Genomic DNA, 16980 nt, shown 5'->3' with positions numbered 1-16980 from the left:
CTCACATATTTGCAAGGTCCAACTGTGAGAGTTGCCGCTTGATTTCGTCGATCTCGGGTTCGCCGCGCGTCGCGCGTGGTGTGGCAATGGTCTCGACGTGGAGGATTCGGGCCGGCCGCGATGACAGGAAGAACAGGCGATCGCCGAGGCGAACGGCGTCGTCGAGATCGTGGGTGACGAGCAAGGTCATCATTTTCCGGCTCGCCACCAGCGTCGCGACCTGGTCGCGCAGCCGCCCCGCGAGCGCATTGTCGAGCGAGGCCAGCGGCTCATCGAGGATCAGGAAATCGGGCTCGATGGCGAAGGCGCGGGCCAGCGCGACGCGGCGGGCGAGGCCGAGCGACAGCTCCGCGGGAAAATGGTTGCGGTGCGCGCCCAGTTCGAGCACCTCGAACAGCGCAGAGAGCGTGCTGTCGTCGACATGCGGCGCGGCCAGCCGCACATTTTCCTCGACCGTGCGCCAGGGCAACAGCCGCGGCTCCTGGAAGACCATGCCAAGGCGCATGCCCGGCGACCGCGCGACATGGCCCCGGTAGTTGGCGTCGAGCCCGGCGAGGATCCGGAGCAAGGTGCTCTTGCCGCAGCCTGACGGGCCGAACAGCACGCCGACCTCGCCAGCGTTCAGCGTGAAGGTGACGTTGTCGAGCACGTCGTGCCGCTTCCCGGCCGCGCTCTCAAAACTCTTGCCGGTGATATTGACTTCAAGCTGCACGGAGCCGCCACCGCGTTAGCCTGGTTTCAAACGGCTGCACCAGCAGGGTTTCGATGATGAGCACGACACCCGCAAAGCTCAGCGAATAGGCGAGCAGCAAGGGGATATCGAACAGCTGGAAGGCAACCCCGATCTCGAAGCCGACACCGTTCGGCCTTCCGAGATATTCGGCGACCAGCACGATCTTCCAGACCAGCGAGAGCCCGGAGCGCGCAGCGGCCGCGATGTAGGGCGCAAGCTGCGGCAGGATCACATGACGGAAGGCGCGGCCGCGCGGAAAAGAAAACGCCGTCGCCATTTCGTCGAGCGCAGGATCGAGCGCGCGGGCGCCTTCGCGCAGGGTGACGACGGCGGTCGGCAGCTTGTTGATGGCGATGGCGGCGATCGCGGCGACCTCGGTCAGCCCGGCCCAGATGTAAGCGAGCACGATGACGACGAGCGCGGGCAGGTTGAGCAGCAGGATCAGCCAGGGATCGCCAAGGCGATTGGCAAGCGAGACGCGGCCCATCAAATAGCCGATCGCCGAGCCGAGCGCCATGGCAAGGGTGAAGGCCAGCGCGACCCGGGCCAGGGTTGCGCCGAGATTGACGAACAGCGCGCCCGATCGGGCTTCGGCGACGAGCACCGACAGCACCGCCGGCGGCGCCGGCAGCTTCGCATCGCCGATCAGGAGAGAGGCAATCCACCAGGTCGCGATGAACAGCGTGAATGAGAGGAGACGCAGCACCGCTAGTCTCCCGGGATCGCTTGGTAGAAGGTGCCGGGATCGAGCTCGGTTGCGGTGCCGACCAGATCGCGGCCGCCGAGCTGCGCCAGCACCCGGTAGAGCACGCGCGCATCGGCCTCTTCGTCCGCGATCGGACGGCGCGGGATGCCTTCGCGGTAGCGCTCACGATAGGCATGCAGGGTTGCGGCATCCTGCGCACCGGTGAGCGGCGCGATCGTGTCCCATTCGGCATCCGAGGTCGCCAGAATCTCTTTCGCCGCGCGGGTCACCGCGATGAAGCGGGCCACCAGATCCTTGTTGGCATTGGCCCAGGCTTCGTCGAACACGTAGCCGATCATGGCGATGCGGCCCTTGCTGCCGAGCTTTTGCAGGATCTCTTCCATCCCGGCGAGCCGGCGAAAGCCCTTGGCTTCGAGCGCGGCGCAGAAATTCCAGTAATTGAGCGTCGCGTCCATCTCGCCGCCGAGCGTCTTGGCGGCGAGCAGCGGCGGCGCGCCGTAGACGATGGTCGCCTGCGACTTCAGGTCGACGCCGTCCTGCTTCGATGCGGCTTGCAGCAACAGCCAGTTCTTGTCGATCGCCCCGCCGGCAATAGCAAGCTTCCGCCCCTTGAGGTCCGCGAGCGTCTTGACCGGCGAGGAGGCCGGGACCATCACGGCGCCGAGCGCGCTCGAATAGGGATAGAATTGCAGCTTGGCGCCGAGCGACCGCTCGCGCGACACCCAGGGCCAGTCCGATACCATCACGTCGGTCGTGCCGGCGCGCAGCGCGATCTTGCCGGCCTCGGGGCTGGCCAACTCGACGACGTCGATCGACAGATTGGCCTTCTTGTCGAGACCATGGGAGCGAATGACGGCCAGTTCCCAGGCCAGCGTTCCGGTCTTCTGCGCTGCAACGCGGATGGTCTGCGCGTAGCACGAGGTGCCGAACTGCATGACCGCCAGAACTGCCGCAGCCAACACCGTGCGTACAGAGATGATCATCGTTTCTTGAGCCACTTCCCCGAATGTTTTCTTTTCTGATCAACATCCATAGCATAGCTTGCGGAAAGAGAAGAGGAAGCAGGACCATGGCAGGAGCTGGCATGCTACGACCGATTGTCGCCATCCTGGTGCTTGCCGGGACGGCCGTCAGCGTGCGGGCCCAGGAGATCAACGACTATCCTACCTCGGCGCGGGCGGAATATGTGTTCGGCTGCATGAAGGCCAATGGCGAATCCCGGCAGTCGATCGAGCAATGTTCCTGCTCGATCGACGTCGTCGCCTCGATCATCCCCTATGATCGCTATGTCACCGCCGAGACCGTGCTGAGCATGGCGCAGGTGCGGGGCAATCTGGGCGGCCAGTTCCGCTCGTCCGAGCAGGCCGCGAACGCGCTCAACGACCTCAGGCGCGCCCAGGCCGAAGCCGAAGTCAGGTGCTTCTAGAGCATGATCCGAAAAAGTGCGAAGCGGTTTTCCGGAAAGATCATGCTTAAATACCGGGCTAAGGCGCGATAGCGATCCAACCTGATCTCATTGCATTTTGCGTCCGTCGTGAGATCGCGAGGCGTCAGGTGCCGGGATTCTCGACCTTCCATTCGTGCTCGAAGATATGCCCTTCGGTGTCCTTGGCTTCGGCACGGAAGCGCTTGGCGCCATTCGAGACGTAGGTGAAGCGGATATTGGGATCCTCGGAAATCGAGATTCCGCCCTCCATCGCCAGCACCGGACTGTCGTCCTGCCAGATGTGCAGCTCGTTGACGAAGAAGGCCGGGATATAGAGCTGCGTGACCTGGTCCATCTGCAGGCCTGAATTATTCGGATGCCCGATCATGATCTGGGCTTCCCGCGTGCTGGTCGCAGGTCCCTGTTCGGACTTGGTGAATTGCCGGTAGCGCATCTGGCCGAGGCGGTTCCTGGCTTCCTCGACGTTCTTGCCGGCCGGCGCCGAGCAGCCGCCGGAGGCTTTGACATAGATCTTGCTCACATAGAGCTTGCCGTCGCTGAGCTCCGCGACGGCGTGCACATTGGTGTAGTTGTTGACGCGGACACGGGTCGAGATCTCGGTGACGTTGGCGGCCGGCCCCAGCGTGAACTTCGCGGCCATCGGCGCCGGATTCTCGTCGATCACAAGCGTGATCGCGACGACGCGGCGGCTGTCGCTCGGCTGCAGCTTGGTGCGCAGCGTCACTGGCACGATCGCGGCGTCTTCCGCGCGCATCGGCATCTCGATGCCGATGACATCATTGCCGTCATTCATCGGGCGGTTGCTGAAGATGTCCTGGACAAGACCCGGCCAGGGATCATAGGCCTCCGCGGCGGGCGCAGCCGGTGTGCCCAGCGCGATCGTGAGCAGGCTTGCGATGCAAAGCAGGCGGGCGCGATGTCCGGTCATGTTCGCGAAATCCTATGTAGCCGCGTCATCATAGGACGAACAGCTACTCCCATTCAATTTCCGAGAATGCTGCAGTTGCGTTGCGGGCGTTGTAGTCGTCGAACAATTGCCAGCGCGGCCGCTCGGCGGCTGCGGCGTGCTCGGCCGCGGCCGTGATCGGTTTGCCGCTTGCGAGCAGTGCGCGCACATCCGCGGCCAGCACCCCAAGATAACGCCGCTCGTCGGCAAGCGCAGCCGGCCACGCGCTCACGGGTCCGTGACCGGGAACAACACGCTCGGCGGAGATCGCCGCGAGCTCGTCGAGCGCACGCAGCCAGCCCTTGAGGCTGCCGTCGACCACGGGAATATGGATGAGAAACACCATATCGCCGGCGAACAGGGTCCTGGTTTGCTCGTCGAGAACCGTGAGGTCGTTGTCGCTATGGGCGGGCGGCCACGCTTTCAGGGTGAGGGCCCGTCCGCCGAGGTCCAGCTTCAGCGTGTCCGCGACCAGCACGGTCGGGGGGATGATCTTCACCTCGTCGATCAGCTCATCGCCCATGGTCCGGCGAAACCCGTCGAGGTAGAATTGTCCGCGCGCGGCCAGCGCGCGTGGCAGGGACTTATGGCCGACGAAGCTGGTCCCGTCACCGACGAAAGCCGCATTGCCGAAGCTGTGATCTGGATGGGCGTGGGTGTTGATCACGTAGCGGATCGGCTTGTCGGTACGGCTGCGGACCGCGGCGAGCAGCTGTCGTCCTTCGCGGACGCTGCCGCCGGTGTCGATGACCGCAACGGCACTGTCGCCGATCACGAACCCCACATTGGCGATGGCGCCTTCGTTCTCGCGCGTCATCAACGCGGTGACCCCGGTGTGAACGAATATTCCGGGAGCGACTTCGCTTACAGGCAATTCCACCTCTTGCGCCCGCGCTATGGTCGGCGCCCAAAGCATCAGGAGCAGCGCAAGCACCGAACCGCCATGAGCCATGTTTCCGCCTCAGTTACTCCGGGACGCGCGATCGATGTCGTCGCGTTCCAGTTTGCGCTGCAGCAAGCAGCGCGGCGTGGTCGCGATCATTATTCCTGTTGCACGTCATGGTGCGCCGGGCAATTGCTGGATGGCGGCGATCGATCCGATCAAGAGGAGACCGCGTAATGAGAATTGTCGGATGCCGTCCTGTTCTGCTCGCGCTTGTCGGCTTCATCGCCTGTCTGGCCGGCCGCGACATCGCGCGCGCGCAGGTCAATGATCAGGGCGAGCTTTCCATCGAGCTCATCGATGCCCGCGTGCTGCGCATCTGTGCCGATCCCCGCAACCTGCCGTTCTCGAACGACAAGGGCGAGGGGTTTGAGAACAAGATCGGCGAACTGCTGGCCGGGAAGCTGCAAAAGAAGCTCGACTACATGTTCTTTCCGCAGGCGACCGGCTTCGTGCGGATGACGCTCGGTGCGCATCGCTGCGACGTGATCATGGGCTTTCCGCAAGGCGATGACCTCGCGCAGGGCACCAATCCCTATTACCGCACAGCCTATGCGATCGTCGCGAAGCCGGGCAGTGGGCTCGATGAGGTCACGACGCTCGAGGACCAGCGGCTGAAAGGCAAGCATATTGGCATCGTGGCGGGAACGCCGCCCGCGACCAACATGGCCATCAACGGTCTGATGACCAATGCGAAGCCTTATCCGCTGATGATCGATACGCGCTACGATTCGTCGGCCGAGGCGATGATGAACGATCTCGCCAAGGGTGAGATCGACGCCGGCATCCTGTGGGGACCGATGGCGGGCTTCTACGCCAAGAAGGCCAACCCGCCGCTGCACATCACCCCGCTGGTCAAGGAGAGCACGGGACCGAAGCTGATCTATCGCATCGGCATGGGCGTGCGGGCGTCCGACCAGAACTGGAAGCGCCAGCTCAATCGCCTGATCCAGGAGAACCAGCCCGAGATCAACAAGATCCTGCTCGACTACGGCGTCCCGCTGCTCGACGAGAACGACCGTCCAATCGGGCCGGAGACCGCGACCAAATCACCATGATCAGGCTCGCGGCCATGCTTGCGGTGATGCTCGTCGCCGCTTCGCCTGTCCGCGCGCAAGACCCACCCGCAGAGCCGGAGGGCTATCGCACCGAGGACTACCGCGCTCCGGTGCCGGTGACGCTTGCCGGCGCACGGGTGCTCACCACCGCGGAAGCGGAAGCGATCTGGCGCGACAAGTCCGCCGCCTTCGTCGACGTGCTGCCGCGCGCGCCAAAGCCAAATCTGCCCGCCGGCACGGTATGGCGCGAACGGCCGCACCTCAACATTCCCGGCAGCATCTGGCTGCCCGATACCGGCTACGGCAAGCTCGCCGCGCCGACGGAGGATTATCTGCGGCGCGGGCTGGTCCGCGCCTCAGGAAGCGACGCCACCAGATTGCTCGTGATCTACTGCCAGGAGAATTGCTGGATGTCGTGGAACGTGGCCAAGCGCGTGCTGTCCTACGGCTACCGCAACGTGGCGTGGTATCCGGAGGGAACCGACGGATGGGGGCGTGCCAAATTGCCGCTGGCGGATGCCGAGCCCGAGCCGCGCGAGGGAGAGCAGTAAGCCCGGCCTCGCGCGCCACGTGGGCCGTTACTTCTGCTTGTCGAGCTTGTTGATGGTCTTGCCGCCGTCGCTGTCCGTTGTGGTGAACGAGACCTTGTCACCGGCGTGGAAGGCCTCCAGCGATTGTCCCTTCGGCACCTTGTATTCCTGGATCGCGCCGCCGGACGCGCCCACTGTGCCGCCTTGCGTCTGCTGGATCGAGATGGTTCCACTCAGTCGGTCAATCTTGGTGACCATTCCCGACATGGATTGCTGGGCCAAAGCCGCTGTGGTGACCAGGCTCGCGGCGGCAAGGCTGGTCATGACGATCTTGGCTGCTTTCATGGAGGTCTCCCAAGTTCAGATATAGTTGGAGACAACGAGCGGGCAGTGCAGTTTGTTCCGGATCGGCGTGGCCCAACAGACTGTTACCCAAAAGACCGTCAAAACGGCGCGTTGACGATCCCGGGGCGTTCGGTCGCAGGCCTCAATCGAGCTCCTGCTGGATGGTGCGGCCGAGCGCGAACAGGCGCTGATCGATGGCGGTCGGCACCTCGCAGACGAATTTCACCACGCGCCCGCGGTCCTCGAAGATGCGGGTCTCCCAGACCAGCTGGTTGCCGAGCTCGTCGACCTTGGCCTGGTCCGGCGGTGTCGCGTCCTGCAGCGCCTGCAGCTTGAGCGTATCGTCGCGGATCTTCTCCGCGGCCTCGCGCTGCTTGCGCATCACGCGCTCGAGCCCGTTCATCACCGAGGCGCGCTGTCCGTTCAGCGTATCGAACAGACCGGCAAACAGCAGTTTTCCCGCATTCGCCTTGTCGGCCGCGGCAGCTGAAAGGAATTCGGTGATTTCCTTCTGCGCTTCTTCGAGCGGAACGCGGCGCGCCGCGAGCTTGATCGCGAGCGCGCTGACTTTCGGGTCGTCCTTCCACTTGGTCTCGGCATCGCCGAGCGGCGGCCCGGCCCAGACTGCGGCGAGCGAGATCTCGGGCACCTTGGCCTGTTGGCAGGGCCAGTCCGGATAGCGCGGGTCGGCAGCCGATGCGGCCTGGTTCGACAGAACCATCGCGAGCAGCGCGCCCAGTCCTGTTCGCCAGCCTGTCATGCCTCGCCTCCGCCGGGTCCGCGGCGCACCAGGCCGCGCGATGGATCGTAAGCCAGGATCGCGCCGATCATGAAGACGACGGTGCAGCCGCCGACCACCGCGAGCGAAACCCAGTTCATCTTGCCGTACAGTGCAAACCGGATCAGCTCCACCGCATGCGTGAACGGATTGCACTGGCAGATATAATACAGCATCGGGCTGCCTTCCTGCACGCGCCACAGCGGGTAGAGGGCCGACGATGCGAAGAACATCGGGAAGATCACAAAGTTCATCACGCCGGCGAAATTTTCCAGCTGCTTGATGCTGGCCGAGATCAGCATGCCCAGCGCGCCGAGCATCAGACCCGACAGCACCAGCGCCGGAAGCACGGTGAGGTAGCCGATGGTCGGCGGCGAGATGTCCCAGAACCACGCGATGACAAGGAAGGCATAGACCTGGAGCAGCGACACCGCCGTGCCGGCAAGCAGCTTGCAGAACAAGAGATAGCTGCGCGGCAGCGGGCTGACCAGCAGCGTGCGCATGTTGCCCATCTCGCGGTCGTAGACCATCGACAGTGAGGATTGCATGCCGTTGAACAGCTGGATCATCGCCATCAGCCCGGGCGCGATATAGACCTCGTAGAGGATGTAGGTCTCGTAGGGCGGGATGATCGAGATACCGAGCACCTGCCGGAAGCCGGCCGCGAAGATGAACAGCCAGACCAGCGGCCTGACCAGCGCCGACACGAAGCGCTCGCGCTGATGCAGGAAGCGCAGCGCCTCGCGCCACACGATGCCGTTCAGGCAGACGATGTATTCCGACAGCGAGAAGCCGCTTCGCTCAGGCGTAACCGTCGTGCTGGTCATGACGGCGGTCTCCCCGCGAGTGTTGCCGTTCCGGTCAGGCGCATGAACGCGGTGTTGACGTCCTGGGCGCCGGCGTCGGTGATCACCCGTGACATCGGGCCGTGCGCCAGCATTCGGCCCTGATGCAGCACGACGAGGTCGTCATTTGGCATGATCTCGTCGAACAGATGCGTCGCCCAGAGCACGCCGATGCCCTGTTCGGTGACGAGCTGCCGGACATGGTCGAGAATGTCGGCGCGCGCCTTGACGTCGAGCCCGACCGTGGCCTCGTCGAGCAGCAGCAGCCGGGGCCGGTGCAGCAGCGCGCGGGCGATCTCAAGCCTTCGCATCTGGCCGCCCGAGAGATCGCGCACCTTGCTGGCGGCGCGGTCGGCAAGCCCGATGCGGCCGAGCACCTCGGCGCTGCGCAGCCGCGCCTCGCGCCGCGAGATGCCGTGCAGCGCGGCGTGATACAGCAGGTTCTGCGTCAGCGAGAGGTCGAGATCGAGCGTGCGCGGCTGGAACACCACGCCCATCAGCCGCAGCGCTTCACCCGGCGTCCGGCTGATGTCGTGGCCGAAGATCTTGATCTGGCCGTTCTGGATGCCGAACAACCGCGTCACCAGCGAGAACAGCGTGCTCTTGCCGGCGCCATTGAGGCCCAGCAGCGCGGTGAAGCTCGCAGGCTGAACCGCGAAACTGACGTCGATCAAAGCGCGGCGCGGACCGTAGCTGTGGCTCACATTGCCGATCGACAGCGCCGGCTGCACGGCCGCGGCTGTTCCAGGGCTTGCATCCGGCGAAGGCTGGTTCGCGATATGGGCGTCGGTTGCGGTCATGGCTGCGCGATCGTGATCCCCCAGGGCAGTTCGCCGACCTGAATGGTCTTGATCACCTTCTGGGCCGCGACGTCGATCACGGAGACGTCGTTCGAGACGCCGTTGGTGACCAGCAGATATTTTTCGTCCGGGGTGAAATCCATGTGCCAGACCCGCTGGCCGACCAGGAGATATTTGAGAACCTTGTGGCTCGTGCCGTCGACCACGGCAACGCGGTTGGCGGGGCCGAGCGCAACGAATGCGGTCTTGCCGTCCTTGGTCATGCCGATGCCGACTGGCTGGATCGCCTCGTTGCGCAAGCCCGGAATTTCGAAGGTGATCTTGCCGGTCACCTCGCGCTTGACCGGATCGATGATCGACACCGTGCCGCCGATCTCGGAGGAGACCCACAATTCGGAACCGTCGCGCTTGAACTGGGCGAAACGCGGCCGCGAATCGACCAGCACATTGGCGACGATCTGGCGCGTCGACGTATCGATGAAATGCGCCATGTTGGTGGTCTCGGACGTGTTGATCAGGATCTTGCCGTCCGGGCTGATCGTCATGCCCTCAGGCTCGACGCCGACCTGGATGTCGCCGATCCGGGCGCGCTTTTCGAGATCGATCACGGTGACCGTGTTGTCGTTCTCGTTGGCGACATACATGGTCTTGCCGGCGGCATCCTGGGTGAACAATTCGGGGTCGGGACCGGAGGGCAGGGTGTCGACGATCTCCTGGGTCTTGGTATCGATCACCTGGATCGTGTCGTCGTCGCCGACCGCAACCATCACGAACTTGCCGTCACGCGAGAACTCGATGCCGCGCGGCCGCTGGCCGACCTTGATGGTTTTGGTCACCGTCCAGCTGTTGGTGTCGATCACCGTGACGGTGTTGCCCTTCTCGTTGGAGACGTAGGCAACGAAGGCGGACGCCGGTGTCGCGGCAAGCCAAACGAGCATCCCGGTCAACAGACAGCGGCGCCACATGCGTATCATCTCCCTCACTGCAGCTTGCACTTCGTTTCAGGCCGGTCAACTCCGAGCGTGTCGAGTTCGGAGACCTGATGCAGGAAACCTTCCTGCGGCGAGACCGAAACGACCATACGACCATCGGCCAGCAGGATCGGCTGGCGGAGCTGCAGATTCCAGTCTCGCAGGGTCAATCGCGTGCCCTTGAAGGCGGCAATCGAGAAATCCTTGCCCTTGAGGAAGGCGATAACCTTCTTGGGGTCCCCCGAATTGGTGCGGGATGTGGCTTCCCCGATCATGCGCGCGGCGGTCCAGGCCTGCATGTCGAGCGCCGTCATGCGGCGCATGTTCAGCTTGACGAAGCGGTTCTGGATCTGGACCGCGCCCCACTGGTCATGCGCCGCGTCCCAGCTGGTCGGCACGAGACCCGCCGAGCCCGCCACCGGACGCGGGTCCCAGGTGCGGTACGGCAGATAGTTCGCGAACACCTCGCTCTCGTCGGCGGCGACCAGCACGTCGTAAGCCGGCGCCTGCTGGGTGAACACCGGCATCTGGCGCTGGATCAAGGTCACGCCGCTGTCGGTGCGGCGCGCGCCGCCAGTGTCCTCGAAGGTCCGTTCCTGGACGATCTTGGCGCCGAAGCGGGTCGCGGCGCGGCGCAGCGCGTCGGCGTAAAGCTTGTCCTGATCATGCGAGCCGACCACCAGCAGCCAGCGTTTCCACTGCTTCCACACCAGATATTGGCCAAGCGCATCCGCCAGCATCGAGCGGGTGGGTGCGATGTGGATGACATTGGCGCGGCAGTCCTGCTCGCGCAGCCGATCGTCGATCGCGCCGGCATTGAGCAGCACGGTGCCGCGGTCGCGCAGCGCGTCGGCGACCTTGAGCAAGGCGTCGGCGGGCAGGTCGGTGATGATATAGTCGTTGCGTCCGGCGAGGTCGGTCGCGACCTTGGCGACATCGTCGCTATCCTTGACCTTGACCTCGTCGAGCACGAAGCGCTGGTTGAGGAATTTGCCGGTCGTGTTGTTGTCCTCGATCGCAAGGCGCGCGCCTGCGATGCCGTCATTGTCGGCGGGCTGCTCGACCAGCGAGAGCGTCGATTTGACGCCGGCATGACCGAGATAGCCGATATGAACCTCGACGGGATCAGCCGCCAGCGCGCCGGTCGCCACCATGCTGAGCGCGATCGTGCCGATCAGCCATCGCAACATAACTCCTCCCGCAGTCTTTTTTCACTCGGCATGGCGTTCGGAAATCCGGCTTCCATGCTGTTGACTTGCAAGATGCCGGAATTGGCCTAGCTTGCAACCCCGCTTTTTGTCGTTGCGACGTTACAAACTACGATTGGTTCACAATCATGAGATCAGCGTTTGCCTTCGCCGTTTCTTTGCTGGTGGTGTCTTCGGCGGCAGCGCGCGCGGAGCCGCCCAAGCTCGCGGTGTTCGACCTCGAGATGATCGACACGAGCCTGCAGGGGGAAGTGAGCGGGCCACGCAGTGATGAGCAGGCGCGGCTGCTCCGGGCCGGCGATCAGGTGCGCAAGGAGCTCGCGGACTCCGGCAAGTTCCGCGTGCTCGACATCGCGCCGGTCAATGCTGCGGCGCATGGCAGCAATCTTCAGGCCTGCGGCGGCTGCGATGTGAAGCTGGCCGGCGAACTGGGCGCTGATCTCGTGATGACGGGCGTGGTGCAGAAGGTCTCCAACCTCATCCTCAACATCAATCTCTATTTGCGCGACGTCCACAGCGGGCAATTGCTGGCGGCGGCGAGCGCCGACATGCGCGGCAACACCGACGAATCCTGGTCGCGCGCCACCGACTACCTCGTGCGCAACCGCCTGCTCGCGCCGAACTACGGCGCGCCGCAAGCGCGGTAGCCTGCGCTCACGAATGGACTGCAGTCATCCTGAGGTGCGAGCCTTGCGGCGCAATTGCGCCGCTGGGCGAACTTCGAAGGATGAATCGGCCCGGTTACAGCCACACGTAGAAATTCGGGACGTGCATCCTTCGAGACGGCCGCTTCGCGGCCTCCTCAGGATGACGGACTGCGTGACGCTCAGGCCTTCAGCCGCGCGGCGTGCCAGCGCAGATGATCGGCCATGAAGGTCGAGATGAAGTAGTAGCTGTGGTCATAGCCCGGCTGACGCCGCAGGGTGAGGGGGATGTTGGCCTTCTCGCAGGCGGCCTTCAGGAGTTCGGGCCGCAGCTGCTCGGTGAGAAAGCCGTCGGCATCGCCGTAGTCGACCAGCAGATCGGAGAAGCGGGCACCGTCCTCGATCAGGGCGACGGCGTCATGCTTGCGCCACGCCTGCTTGTTGCTGCCGAGATAGCCGCCGAGCGCCTTGTTGCCCCATGGCACCTGCGACGGCGCCACGATCGGCGCAAACGCGCTCGCCGCGCGATAACGATCGGGATAGCGCAGCGCGACCGTCAGCGCGCCATGGCCGCCCATGGAATGACCGAGGATCGACTGCCGCGTTGTGTCGACCGGGAACTGCTCGGCGATCAGCTTCGGCAATTCCTCGGTGACGTAGCTCCACATCCGGTAATTGGTCGCGAACGGCTGCTCCGTCGCATCGACGTAGAAGCCGGCGCCTAGCCCGAAATCGTATGAGTTGGCGGGATCGCCGGGGACGCCTTCGCCGCGCGGGCTGGTGTCGGGCGCGACGAAGATCAGGCCGAGCTCGGCGCATGCCTGGCGGAATTCGCCCTTCTCGGTGACGTTGGCGTGGGTGCAAGTCAGGCCCGACAGATAGGTGACGACGGGCAGCTTGGCGCCGGCCGCATGCTCAGGGACGAACACCGAAAAGGTCATGTCGGTCTTGGTCTCGCGGCTTGGATGCCGATAGACGCCTTGCGTGCCGCCATGCGACTTGTTCTGGGAAACCGTCTGCATTGTCGTATTCCTCTTGGTTGGAGCGCTGCGTCAGGCGACGCCGCTCTCGATCGCCAGCCGCACCAGCTCTGCCGAAGTGCGCACGCCAAGCTTCTGGCGCATGATCGATGACGTGTTTGCGACCGTCTTGTATGATGAATGCACCAGCCAGGCGATCTCCGACAGGCTCTTGCCGGAGCTGAGCAGGCGCAGGATCTCCATCTCGCGTGAAGTGAGCTTAGAGAGCGGATTTTGCGCAAAGCCCGGCCGCGCAAACGCCACGTTGCGCGCGATCGCTGGCGGCAGATAGACGCCGCCATTGCCGACCTCGCGCACTGCTTCCACCAGATCGTTGGGATCGCCGGTCTTCGAAACGTAACCCTTGGCGCCGATGTCGATGGCGCGGGCGGCGAACACCGGGTCATCGTTCATGCTGAACATGATGAGGCGCGCAGACGCATCATGCGTCAGGATGCGGCGCGCCAGCTCGAAGCCGGAGACCGTCGGCAGGTTGATGTCGATCACGCAGAGATCGGGCTTCTCCGCGACGAACGCCCGTTCGCCGCTTTCGGCATCCGCCGCTTCCAGCAGCGTGATCTCGGGATCGTCGGCGAACACGGTGCGGCAACCGGAGGCAACGATGGGATGATCATCAACGATCAGAATGCGCATGGCGTTGTTCCGGCGACCTGCTTCGATTCACTCATCATCACGTCGGTTTGCGCGAAGGACAGGTCGGTTCCGACCGGTTGTGCACCTCGTGCGGGATTGCGATAGGGTGCGATTAGATAGCCGGGCAAATTTGGCTGTCAACGATCCTCTCGGAGGAGGGATCGCGGTCGGGGGCAACGTCATGTGGCAAAAGCTATCTTTGCGCGCGCGGATCAACCTGCTGCTGGCGCTGATCCTAGCGCTTGGCCTCGGCATCAATATTGCGCGGCTCGTGCTGGAAGCGGGGCCGCGTGTCCAGGCCGAGGACCAGAGCGTGATCCGTCTGGCGCGTGAATTCGTTGCGACGATCGTGGCCGGTCTCGACGAGGCGCCGGATCCCGATGCGCGGCTCGATCAGATCGTCCAGGACCTGAGCCGGCTGCGTCACGTCAGCATCACGCGGCAGGATGGCGCGACCGCAAAATCTCCTGATCGCCCCGAGGACGCCGGCGATCAACGCGCTCCGCCGCAGTGGTTCGTCGCGCTGGTTCATCCCGAGCAGACCTCGGTGCGGGTGCCGATCTCGGTGCACGGCAAGCCGCAATCGCTGGTCATCACCTCGCATCCCGACGACGAAGTCGCCGAGATCTGGGACGGCATCGTCACCCAGATCGAGGTCGGCTCCGCGATCGCGGTCGCGCTGCTTCTGGTCACCATGCTGGTGGTCGGCCGCGCGCTGGCGCCACTGGAGGCACTGTCGCAGGCCATGACCGGCATCGAGGCCGGGGATTACGATGCCCGCGTCGAGCCCGGCGGATCGCCGGAATTGGCCGCCATCTGTGCCAAACTGAACCATCTGGCGGCGACCCTTGGCGATGCCGTCGAGGGCAAGCGGCAGCTCGCCGAGCGCGCGGTCTCGCTGCAGGATTCCGAGCGCAAGGAGATCGCGCGCGAATTGCACGATGAGTTCGGGCCCTATCTGTTTGCCTTGCGCGCGCATGCCGGCGCGCTGACCCGGCTGGCGGAAGTCGAAAAGCCGGACCCTGCGGCATTGCGCAAGCACGGCAACGCCATCCTCGAGCAGGTCAACGCGCTCCAGCAGTTCACGCGCCGGATTCTTGAGCGATTGCGGCCGGTCGGCCTGGCCGAGCTCGGGCTTGCGGAAGCGCTCGGCGCGCTGGTGCGGCTATGGAGCGAAACGCACCCGGAGGTGAAGATCGAGAGCCGCATCTCGCCGGCGCTCGGCGATACCGGCGAGATGGCCGACCTCACGATCTATCGCATCGTCCAGGAGGCGCTCACCAACGTGTTCCGCCATGCCGGCGCGACCGCGGTCGATATCACGGTCGAACCGGCGGAATGCCAGGCCGGCCTGCGCGGCAGCCGCGACTGCGCGCTCGTGCGGGTTCGCGACAATGGCCGCGGCCTGCTGAGGGATCACAGGCTTGGCCGCGGTTTGACCGGGATGCAGGAGCGGATCCTCGCGCTTGGCGGCACGCTTAACATCAATTCCAGCGATGATGGCGTGACGGTCGAGGCGCTCGTGCCAAAGGCCGCACGGTCCTAGACGATTGGCTGTCGCCAATATCTGAAAGCCGCCCAAGCCAGCGCCGCCGCGCCGGCGATCCAGAGCACGACGATCGCGATCATTCCCGCCCGGCTGGTCGGACGCTGCAAGACGGCGCCGGCCTTGGCACGGCATTCCGCCATCACCTCGTCCGGCACGAGCGAGATCGCAAGCCAGATGCCGAGCGGCAGCAGGATCAGATCGTCGAGATAGCCGATCACCGGAATGAAATCCGGGATCAGATCGATGGGAGACAGCGCATAGGCCGCGACGGCGACGGCAAGGGCCTTGGCATACCAGGGCACGCGCGGATCACGCGATGCGAGATACAGCGCAACGCTGTCCCGCTTGAGGTTGCGCGCCCAAACCTTGATCGAGGACAGCTTGATTGAGGACAACTTGGTTGGAGAAAGTCTGTCGGCGGACGGCATGGCGCAACGCCTGCACGTCGGATGGAACCGCTATTCCAGCACCACATCGGCCGGCATACCGCCGTGCAGGCCCTTGTGGACGGAGGAGGGCGCGATGCCGAAATACTTCCGGAAGACGCGGCTGAAATGCGACGAGCTCGAGAAGCCCCAGGAGAACGCGACGTCGGTGATGGTCTTGCCGTTCTGGGACTCCAGCTCCTGCCGGCAGTTCTGCAGCCGGGCCTTCCAGATGTAGTCGCTGACCGTCATGCCGCGATCGCTGAACAGCATGTGCAGATAGCGCTTCGAGCAGCCGAGCGCCGCGGAAATGCGGTCGATGCAGAGATCCGGATCGCGCAGATGCTCGCGGATGAAGCCCTGGGCCCGCACATAGGTGGCCTCGGCGCTGCCGCGGTCGAACATGGCGCCGGTCTCGCGCAGCGGCAACAGCAGCAAGTCGATCAGCGCATCAGCCACGCCGACGGCGTTGACCGGCGTCAGCGTCGGTGCCTCGCCGAAGGCGGCATGGACGAAATCATAGGCGATGCGGCCGGTGCCGTTGCGCGCCGACAGCTTGCACGGCGCCATCTTGGAGAGCTGGAAGCCGCGCTCCTTGAGCAGGTCCTTTGGAACGATGACGACCTCGTGCCGCGTCAGCGACGGGCTGATGATGGTGTGCGGACACGACACGTCGTAGGCGAAGCAGTCGCCCGGCATGATGTCGAAGTGCAGGCCGTCTTGCTCGAAATGCGAGACGCCGTGGGTCTGGAACACGATCTTGATATAGGGGTGCTCGCTCAGCTTGATGCGCGAGATGGTATGCGCGATCCGGTGCTGGCTTGCCTCGATCTGACACAGCTTCAGGCGCGATACCGTCGTGAAATTGACCCGGGCTTCGAGCGAGGATCCTTCCAGCGCATCGACGTCGAACTGGCCGCAAAGGTCAGTGAGCGCATCCGACCAGCGCTGAATCTGCCGCTTGGGCGTCAATCCGTTCGTGCTGAGAGAATGGACTGTATCGGACATCTTTCCAGCCACCGATTCGATCCCCACGTGACTGCTCACCGAGCTTAAGTCTGGCCCGGGATGATGCGCCTTCTCCCTGATTCTGAATAGCTTAGGGAGGCGGCGGGATTTCTTCCCGGTTAATGTCGGGTGATCCTCCGACTTAGTTCTGGGCTCGTCAAGCGCAACCTTAGCACGCGTCAATCTGGCATCCGGATTGCGCCGGCCGCGATTGATGCCCTGCAACATGAAGCAAGCTTTCCAGCTAATTGAGGGCCGGGCGACAAAAATCTGACGAAGCTTCGCTTTTGAGCAAACGGCTCTTCTCTTTTGGGCAAGTCAGCGTGCTTCGAGAGGACTACGACTGGGGCACCAAAATGGAAGAAGTGGGG

The 16980-nt window shown here is 64.2% G+C and carries 20 protein-coding genes; 5 read left to right on the top strand and 15 right to left on the bottom strand.

What is annotated here, in order from left to right; translation table 11 throughout:
* Position 1 precedes the first annotated feature (1 nt).
* Genes ACVIHF_RS22960 through ACVIHF_RS22950 form a run of 3 tightly spaced genes read right to left on the bottom strand, consistent with a single transcriptional unit; the run spans position 2 to position 2374 of the window.
* Positions 2 to 712: an ABC transporter ATP-binding protein gene (locus ACVIHF_RS22960; RefSeq protein WP_076834171.1), complete on the bottom strand. Its 711-nt coding sequence runs from the start codon at positions 710 to 712 to the stop codon at positions 2 to 4.
* Positions 702 to 1439, bottom strand: coding sequence for an ABC transporter permease (locus ACVIHF_RS22955; protein WP_057020570.1), 738 nt, complete (start codon positions 1437 to 1439; stop codon positions 702 to 704). Before ACVIHF_RS22955 ends, ACVIHF_RS22960 begins: the two co-directional genes overlap by 11 nt.
* Positions 1440 to 1441: 2 nt before the next feature.
* Positions 1442 to 2374 (bottom strand): ABC transporter substrate-binding protein, encoded by a 933-nt coding sequence (locus ACVIHF_RS22950; RefSeq protein ID WP_456794115.1) that lies wholly within the window; start codon positions 2372 to 2374, stop codon positions 1442 to 1444.
* Between the two features lie 149 nt (positions 2375 to 2523).
* On the opposite strand from ACVIHF_RS22950, the gene ACVIHF_RS22945 reads away from it, so the two are divergent.
* Positions 2524 to 2865 carry a hypothetical protein gene (locus tag ACVIHF_RS22945; protein WP_371852187.1) on the top strand — a complete coding sequence of 114 codons (342 nt, stop codon included), beginning with the start codon at positions 2524 to 2526 and terminating at the stop codon, positions 2863 to 2865.
* 124 nt (positions 2866 to 2989) lie between these two features.
* Here ACVIHF_RS22945 and ACVIHF_RS22940 read toward each other — a convergent pair whose 3' ends face one another.
* Positions 2990 to 3814, bottom strand: a complete 825-nt coding sequence (locus tag ACVIHF_RS22940) for a quinoprotein dehydrogenase-associated SoxYZ-like carrier (RefSeq protein WP_456780090.1) — start codon at positions 3812 to 3814, stop codon at positions 2990 to 2992.
* A 43-nt stretch (positions 3815 to 3857) separates the two neighbouring features.
* On the bottom strand, positions 3858 to 4784 hold the full coding sequence (locus ACVIHF_RS22935) for a quinoprotein relay system zinc metallohydrolase 2 (RefSeq protein ID WP_456792587.1): 927 nt from the start codon (positions 4782 to 4784) through the stop codon (positions 3858 to 3860).
* Positions 4785 to 4951: 167 nt separating this feature from the next.
* Here ACVIHF_RS22935 and ACVIHF_RS22930 point away from each other — a divergent pair, with 167 nt between their 5' ends.
* Both ACVIHF_RS22930 and ACVIHF_RS22925 read left to right on the top strand, forming a co-directional pair.
* Positions 4952 to 5833: a substrate-binding domain-containing protein gene (locus tag ACVIHF_RS22930; protein ID WP_456792586.1), complete on the top strand. Its 882-nt coding sequence runs from the start codon at positions 4952 to 4954 to the stop codon at positions 5831 to 5833.
* Positions 5830 to 6384, top strand: coding sequence for a PQQ-dependent catabolism-associated CXXCW motif protein (locus tag ACVIHF_RS22925; RefSeq protein WP_456792585.1), 555 nt, complete (start codon positions 5830 to 5832; stop codon positions 6382 to 6384). Before ACVIHF_RS22930 ends, ACVIHF_RS22925 begins: the two co-directional genes overlap by 4 nt.
* Before the next feature lie 27 nt (positions 6385 to 6411).
* Here ACVIHF_RS22925 and ACVIHF_RS22920 read toward each other — a convergent pair whose 3' ends face one another.
* From ACVIHF_RS22920 to ACVIHF_RS22895, 6 genes are all read right to left on the bottom strand, one after another.
* A complete protein-coding gene (locus tag ACVIHF_RS22920; protein WP_016847793.1) occupies positions 6412 to 6708 on the bottom strand; it encodes a copper-binding protein in 297 nt (98 codons plus the stop codon).
* Between the two features lie 142 nt (positions 6709 to 6850).
* Positions 6851 to 7468, bottom strand: a complete 618-nt coding sequence (locus ACVIHF_RS22915; protein WP_076834158.1) for a hypothetical protein — start codon at positions 7466 to 7468, stop codon at positions 6851 to 6853.
* Positions 7465 to 8313, bottom strand: coding sequence for an ABC transporter permease (locus tag ACVIHF_RS22910; RefSeq protein ID WP_253607697.1), 849 nt, complete (start codon positions 8311 to 8313; stop codon positions 7465 to 7467). The genes ACVIHF_RS22915 and ACVIHF_RS22910 overlap by 4 nt, the downstream gene beginning before the upstream one ends.
* Positions 8310 to 9131 (bottom strand): ABC transporter ATP-binding protein, encoded by an 822-nt coding sequence (locus ACVIHF_RS22905; protein WP_456792584.1) that lies wholly within the window; start codon positions 9129 to 9131, stop codon positions 8310 to 8312. The genes ACVIHF_RS22910 and ACVIHF_RS22905 overlap by 4 nt, the downstream gene beginning before the upstream one ends.
* On the bottom strand, positions 9128 to 10105 hold the full coding sequence (locus ACVIHF_RS22900) for a YVTN family beta-propeller repeat protein (RefSeq protein ID WP_253607699.1): 978 nt from the start codon (positions 10103 to 10105) through the stop codon (positions 9128 to 9130). Before ACVIHF_RS22900 ends, ACVIHF_RS22905 begins: the two co-directional genes overlap by 4 nt.
* A gap of 5 nt (positions 10106 to 10110) precedes the next feature.
* Positions 10111 to 11292, bottom strand: a complete 1182-nt coding sequence (locus tag ACVIHF_RS22895; protein WP_168856063.1) for an ABC transporter substrate-binding protein — start codon at positions 11290 to 11292, stop codon at positions 10111 to 10113.
* A gap of 146 nt (positions 11293 to 11438) precedes the next feature.
* Here ACVIHF_RS22895 and ACVIHF_RS22890 point away from each other — a divergent pair, with 146 nt between their 5' ends.
* Complete coding sequence (locus tag ACVIHF_RS22890; protein ID WP_456780093.1) at positions 11439 to 11957, top strand: DUF3280 domain-containing protein; 519 nt, start codon at positions 11439 to 11441, stop codon at positions 11955 to 11957.
* A 179-nt stretch (positions 11958 to 12136) separates the two neighbouring features.
* On the opposite strand, the gene fghA is transcribed toward ACVIHF_RS22890, so the two are convergent.
* Together fghA and ACVIHF_RS22880 are read right to left on the bottom strand one after the other, a co-directional pair.
* A complete protein-coding gene (gene fghA, locus ACVIHF_RS22885) occupies positions 12137 to 12976 on the bottom strand; it encodes an S-formylglutathione hydrolase (RefSeq protein WP_141339819.1) in 840 nt (279 codons plus the stop codon).
* A 30-nt stretch (positions 12977 to 13006) separates the two neighbouring features.
* On the bottom strand, positions 13007 to 13627 hold the full coding sequence (locus tag ACVIHF_RS22880) for a response regulator transcription factor (protein WP_016847801.1): 621 nt from the start codon (positions 13625 to 13627) through the stop codon (positions 13007 to 13009).
* A 181-nt stretch (positions 13628 to 13808) separates the two neighbouring features.
* On the opposite strand from ACVIHF_RS22880, the gene ACVIHF_RS22875 reads away from it, so the two are divergent.
* Positions 13809 to 15173 (top strand): histidine kinase, encoded by a 1365-nt coding sequence (locus ACVIHF_RS22875; protein ID WP_456792583.1) that lies wholly within the window; start codon positions 13809 to 13811, stop codon positions 15171 to 15173.
* Here the strand turns inward: ACVIHF_RS22875 and ACVIHF_RS22870 are convergent.
* Together ACVIHF_RS22870 and ACVIHF_RS22865 are read right to left on the bottom strand one after the other, a co-directional pair.
* Positions 15170 to 15604, bottom strand: coding sequence for a YkvA family protein (locus ACVIHF_RS22870; protein ID WP_456792582.1), 435 nt, complete (start codon positions 15602 to 15604; stop codon positions 15170 to 15172). The two genes, ACVIHF_RS22875 and ACVIHF_RS22870, sit on opposite strands and share 4 nt — an antisense overlap.
* A 30-nt stretch (positions 15605 to 15634) precedes the next feature.
* Positions 15635 to 16609: a helix-turn-helix domain-containing protein gene (locus ACVIHF_RS22865; protein ID WP_016847804.1), complete on the bottom strand. Its 975-nt coding sequence runs from the start codon at positions 16607 to 16609 to the stop codon at positions 15635 to 15637.
* Positions 16610 to 16980 lie beyond the last annotated feature (371 nt).

The organism is Bradyrhizobium sp. USDA 4506 (assembly GCF_054058795.1).
Note: the sequence above shows the minus strand (reverse complement) of the source record. Positions and strands in the feature narration are given on the sequence as shown.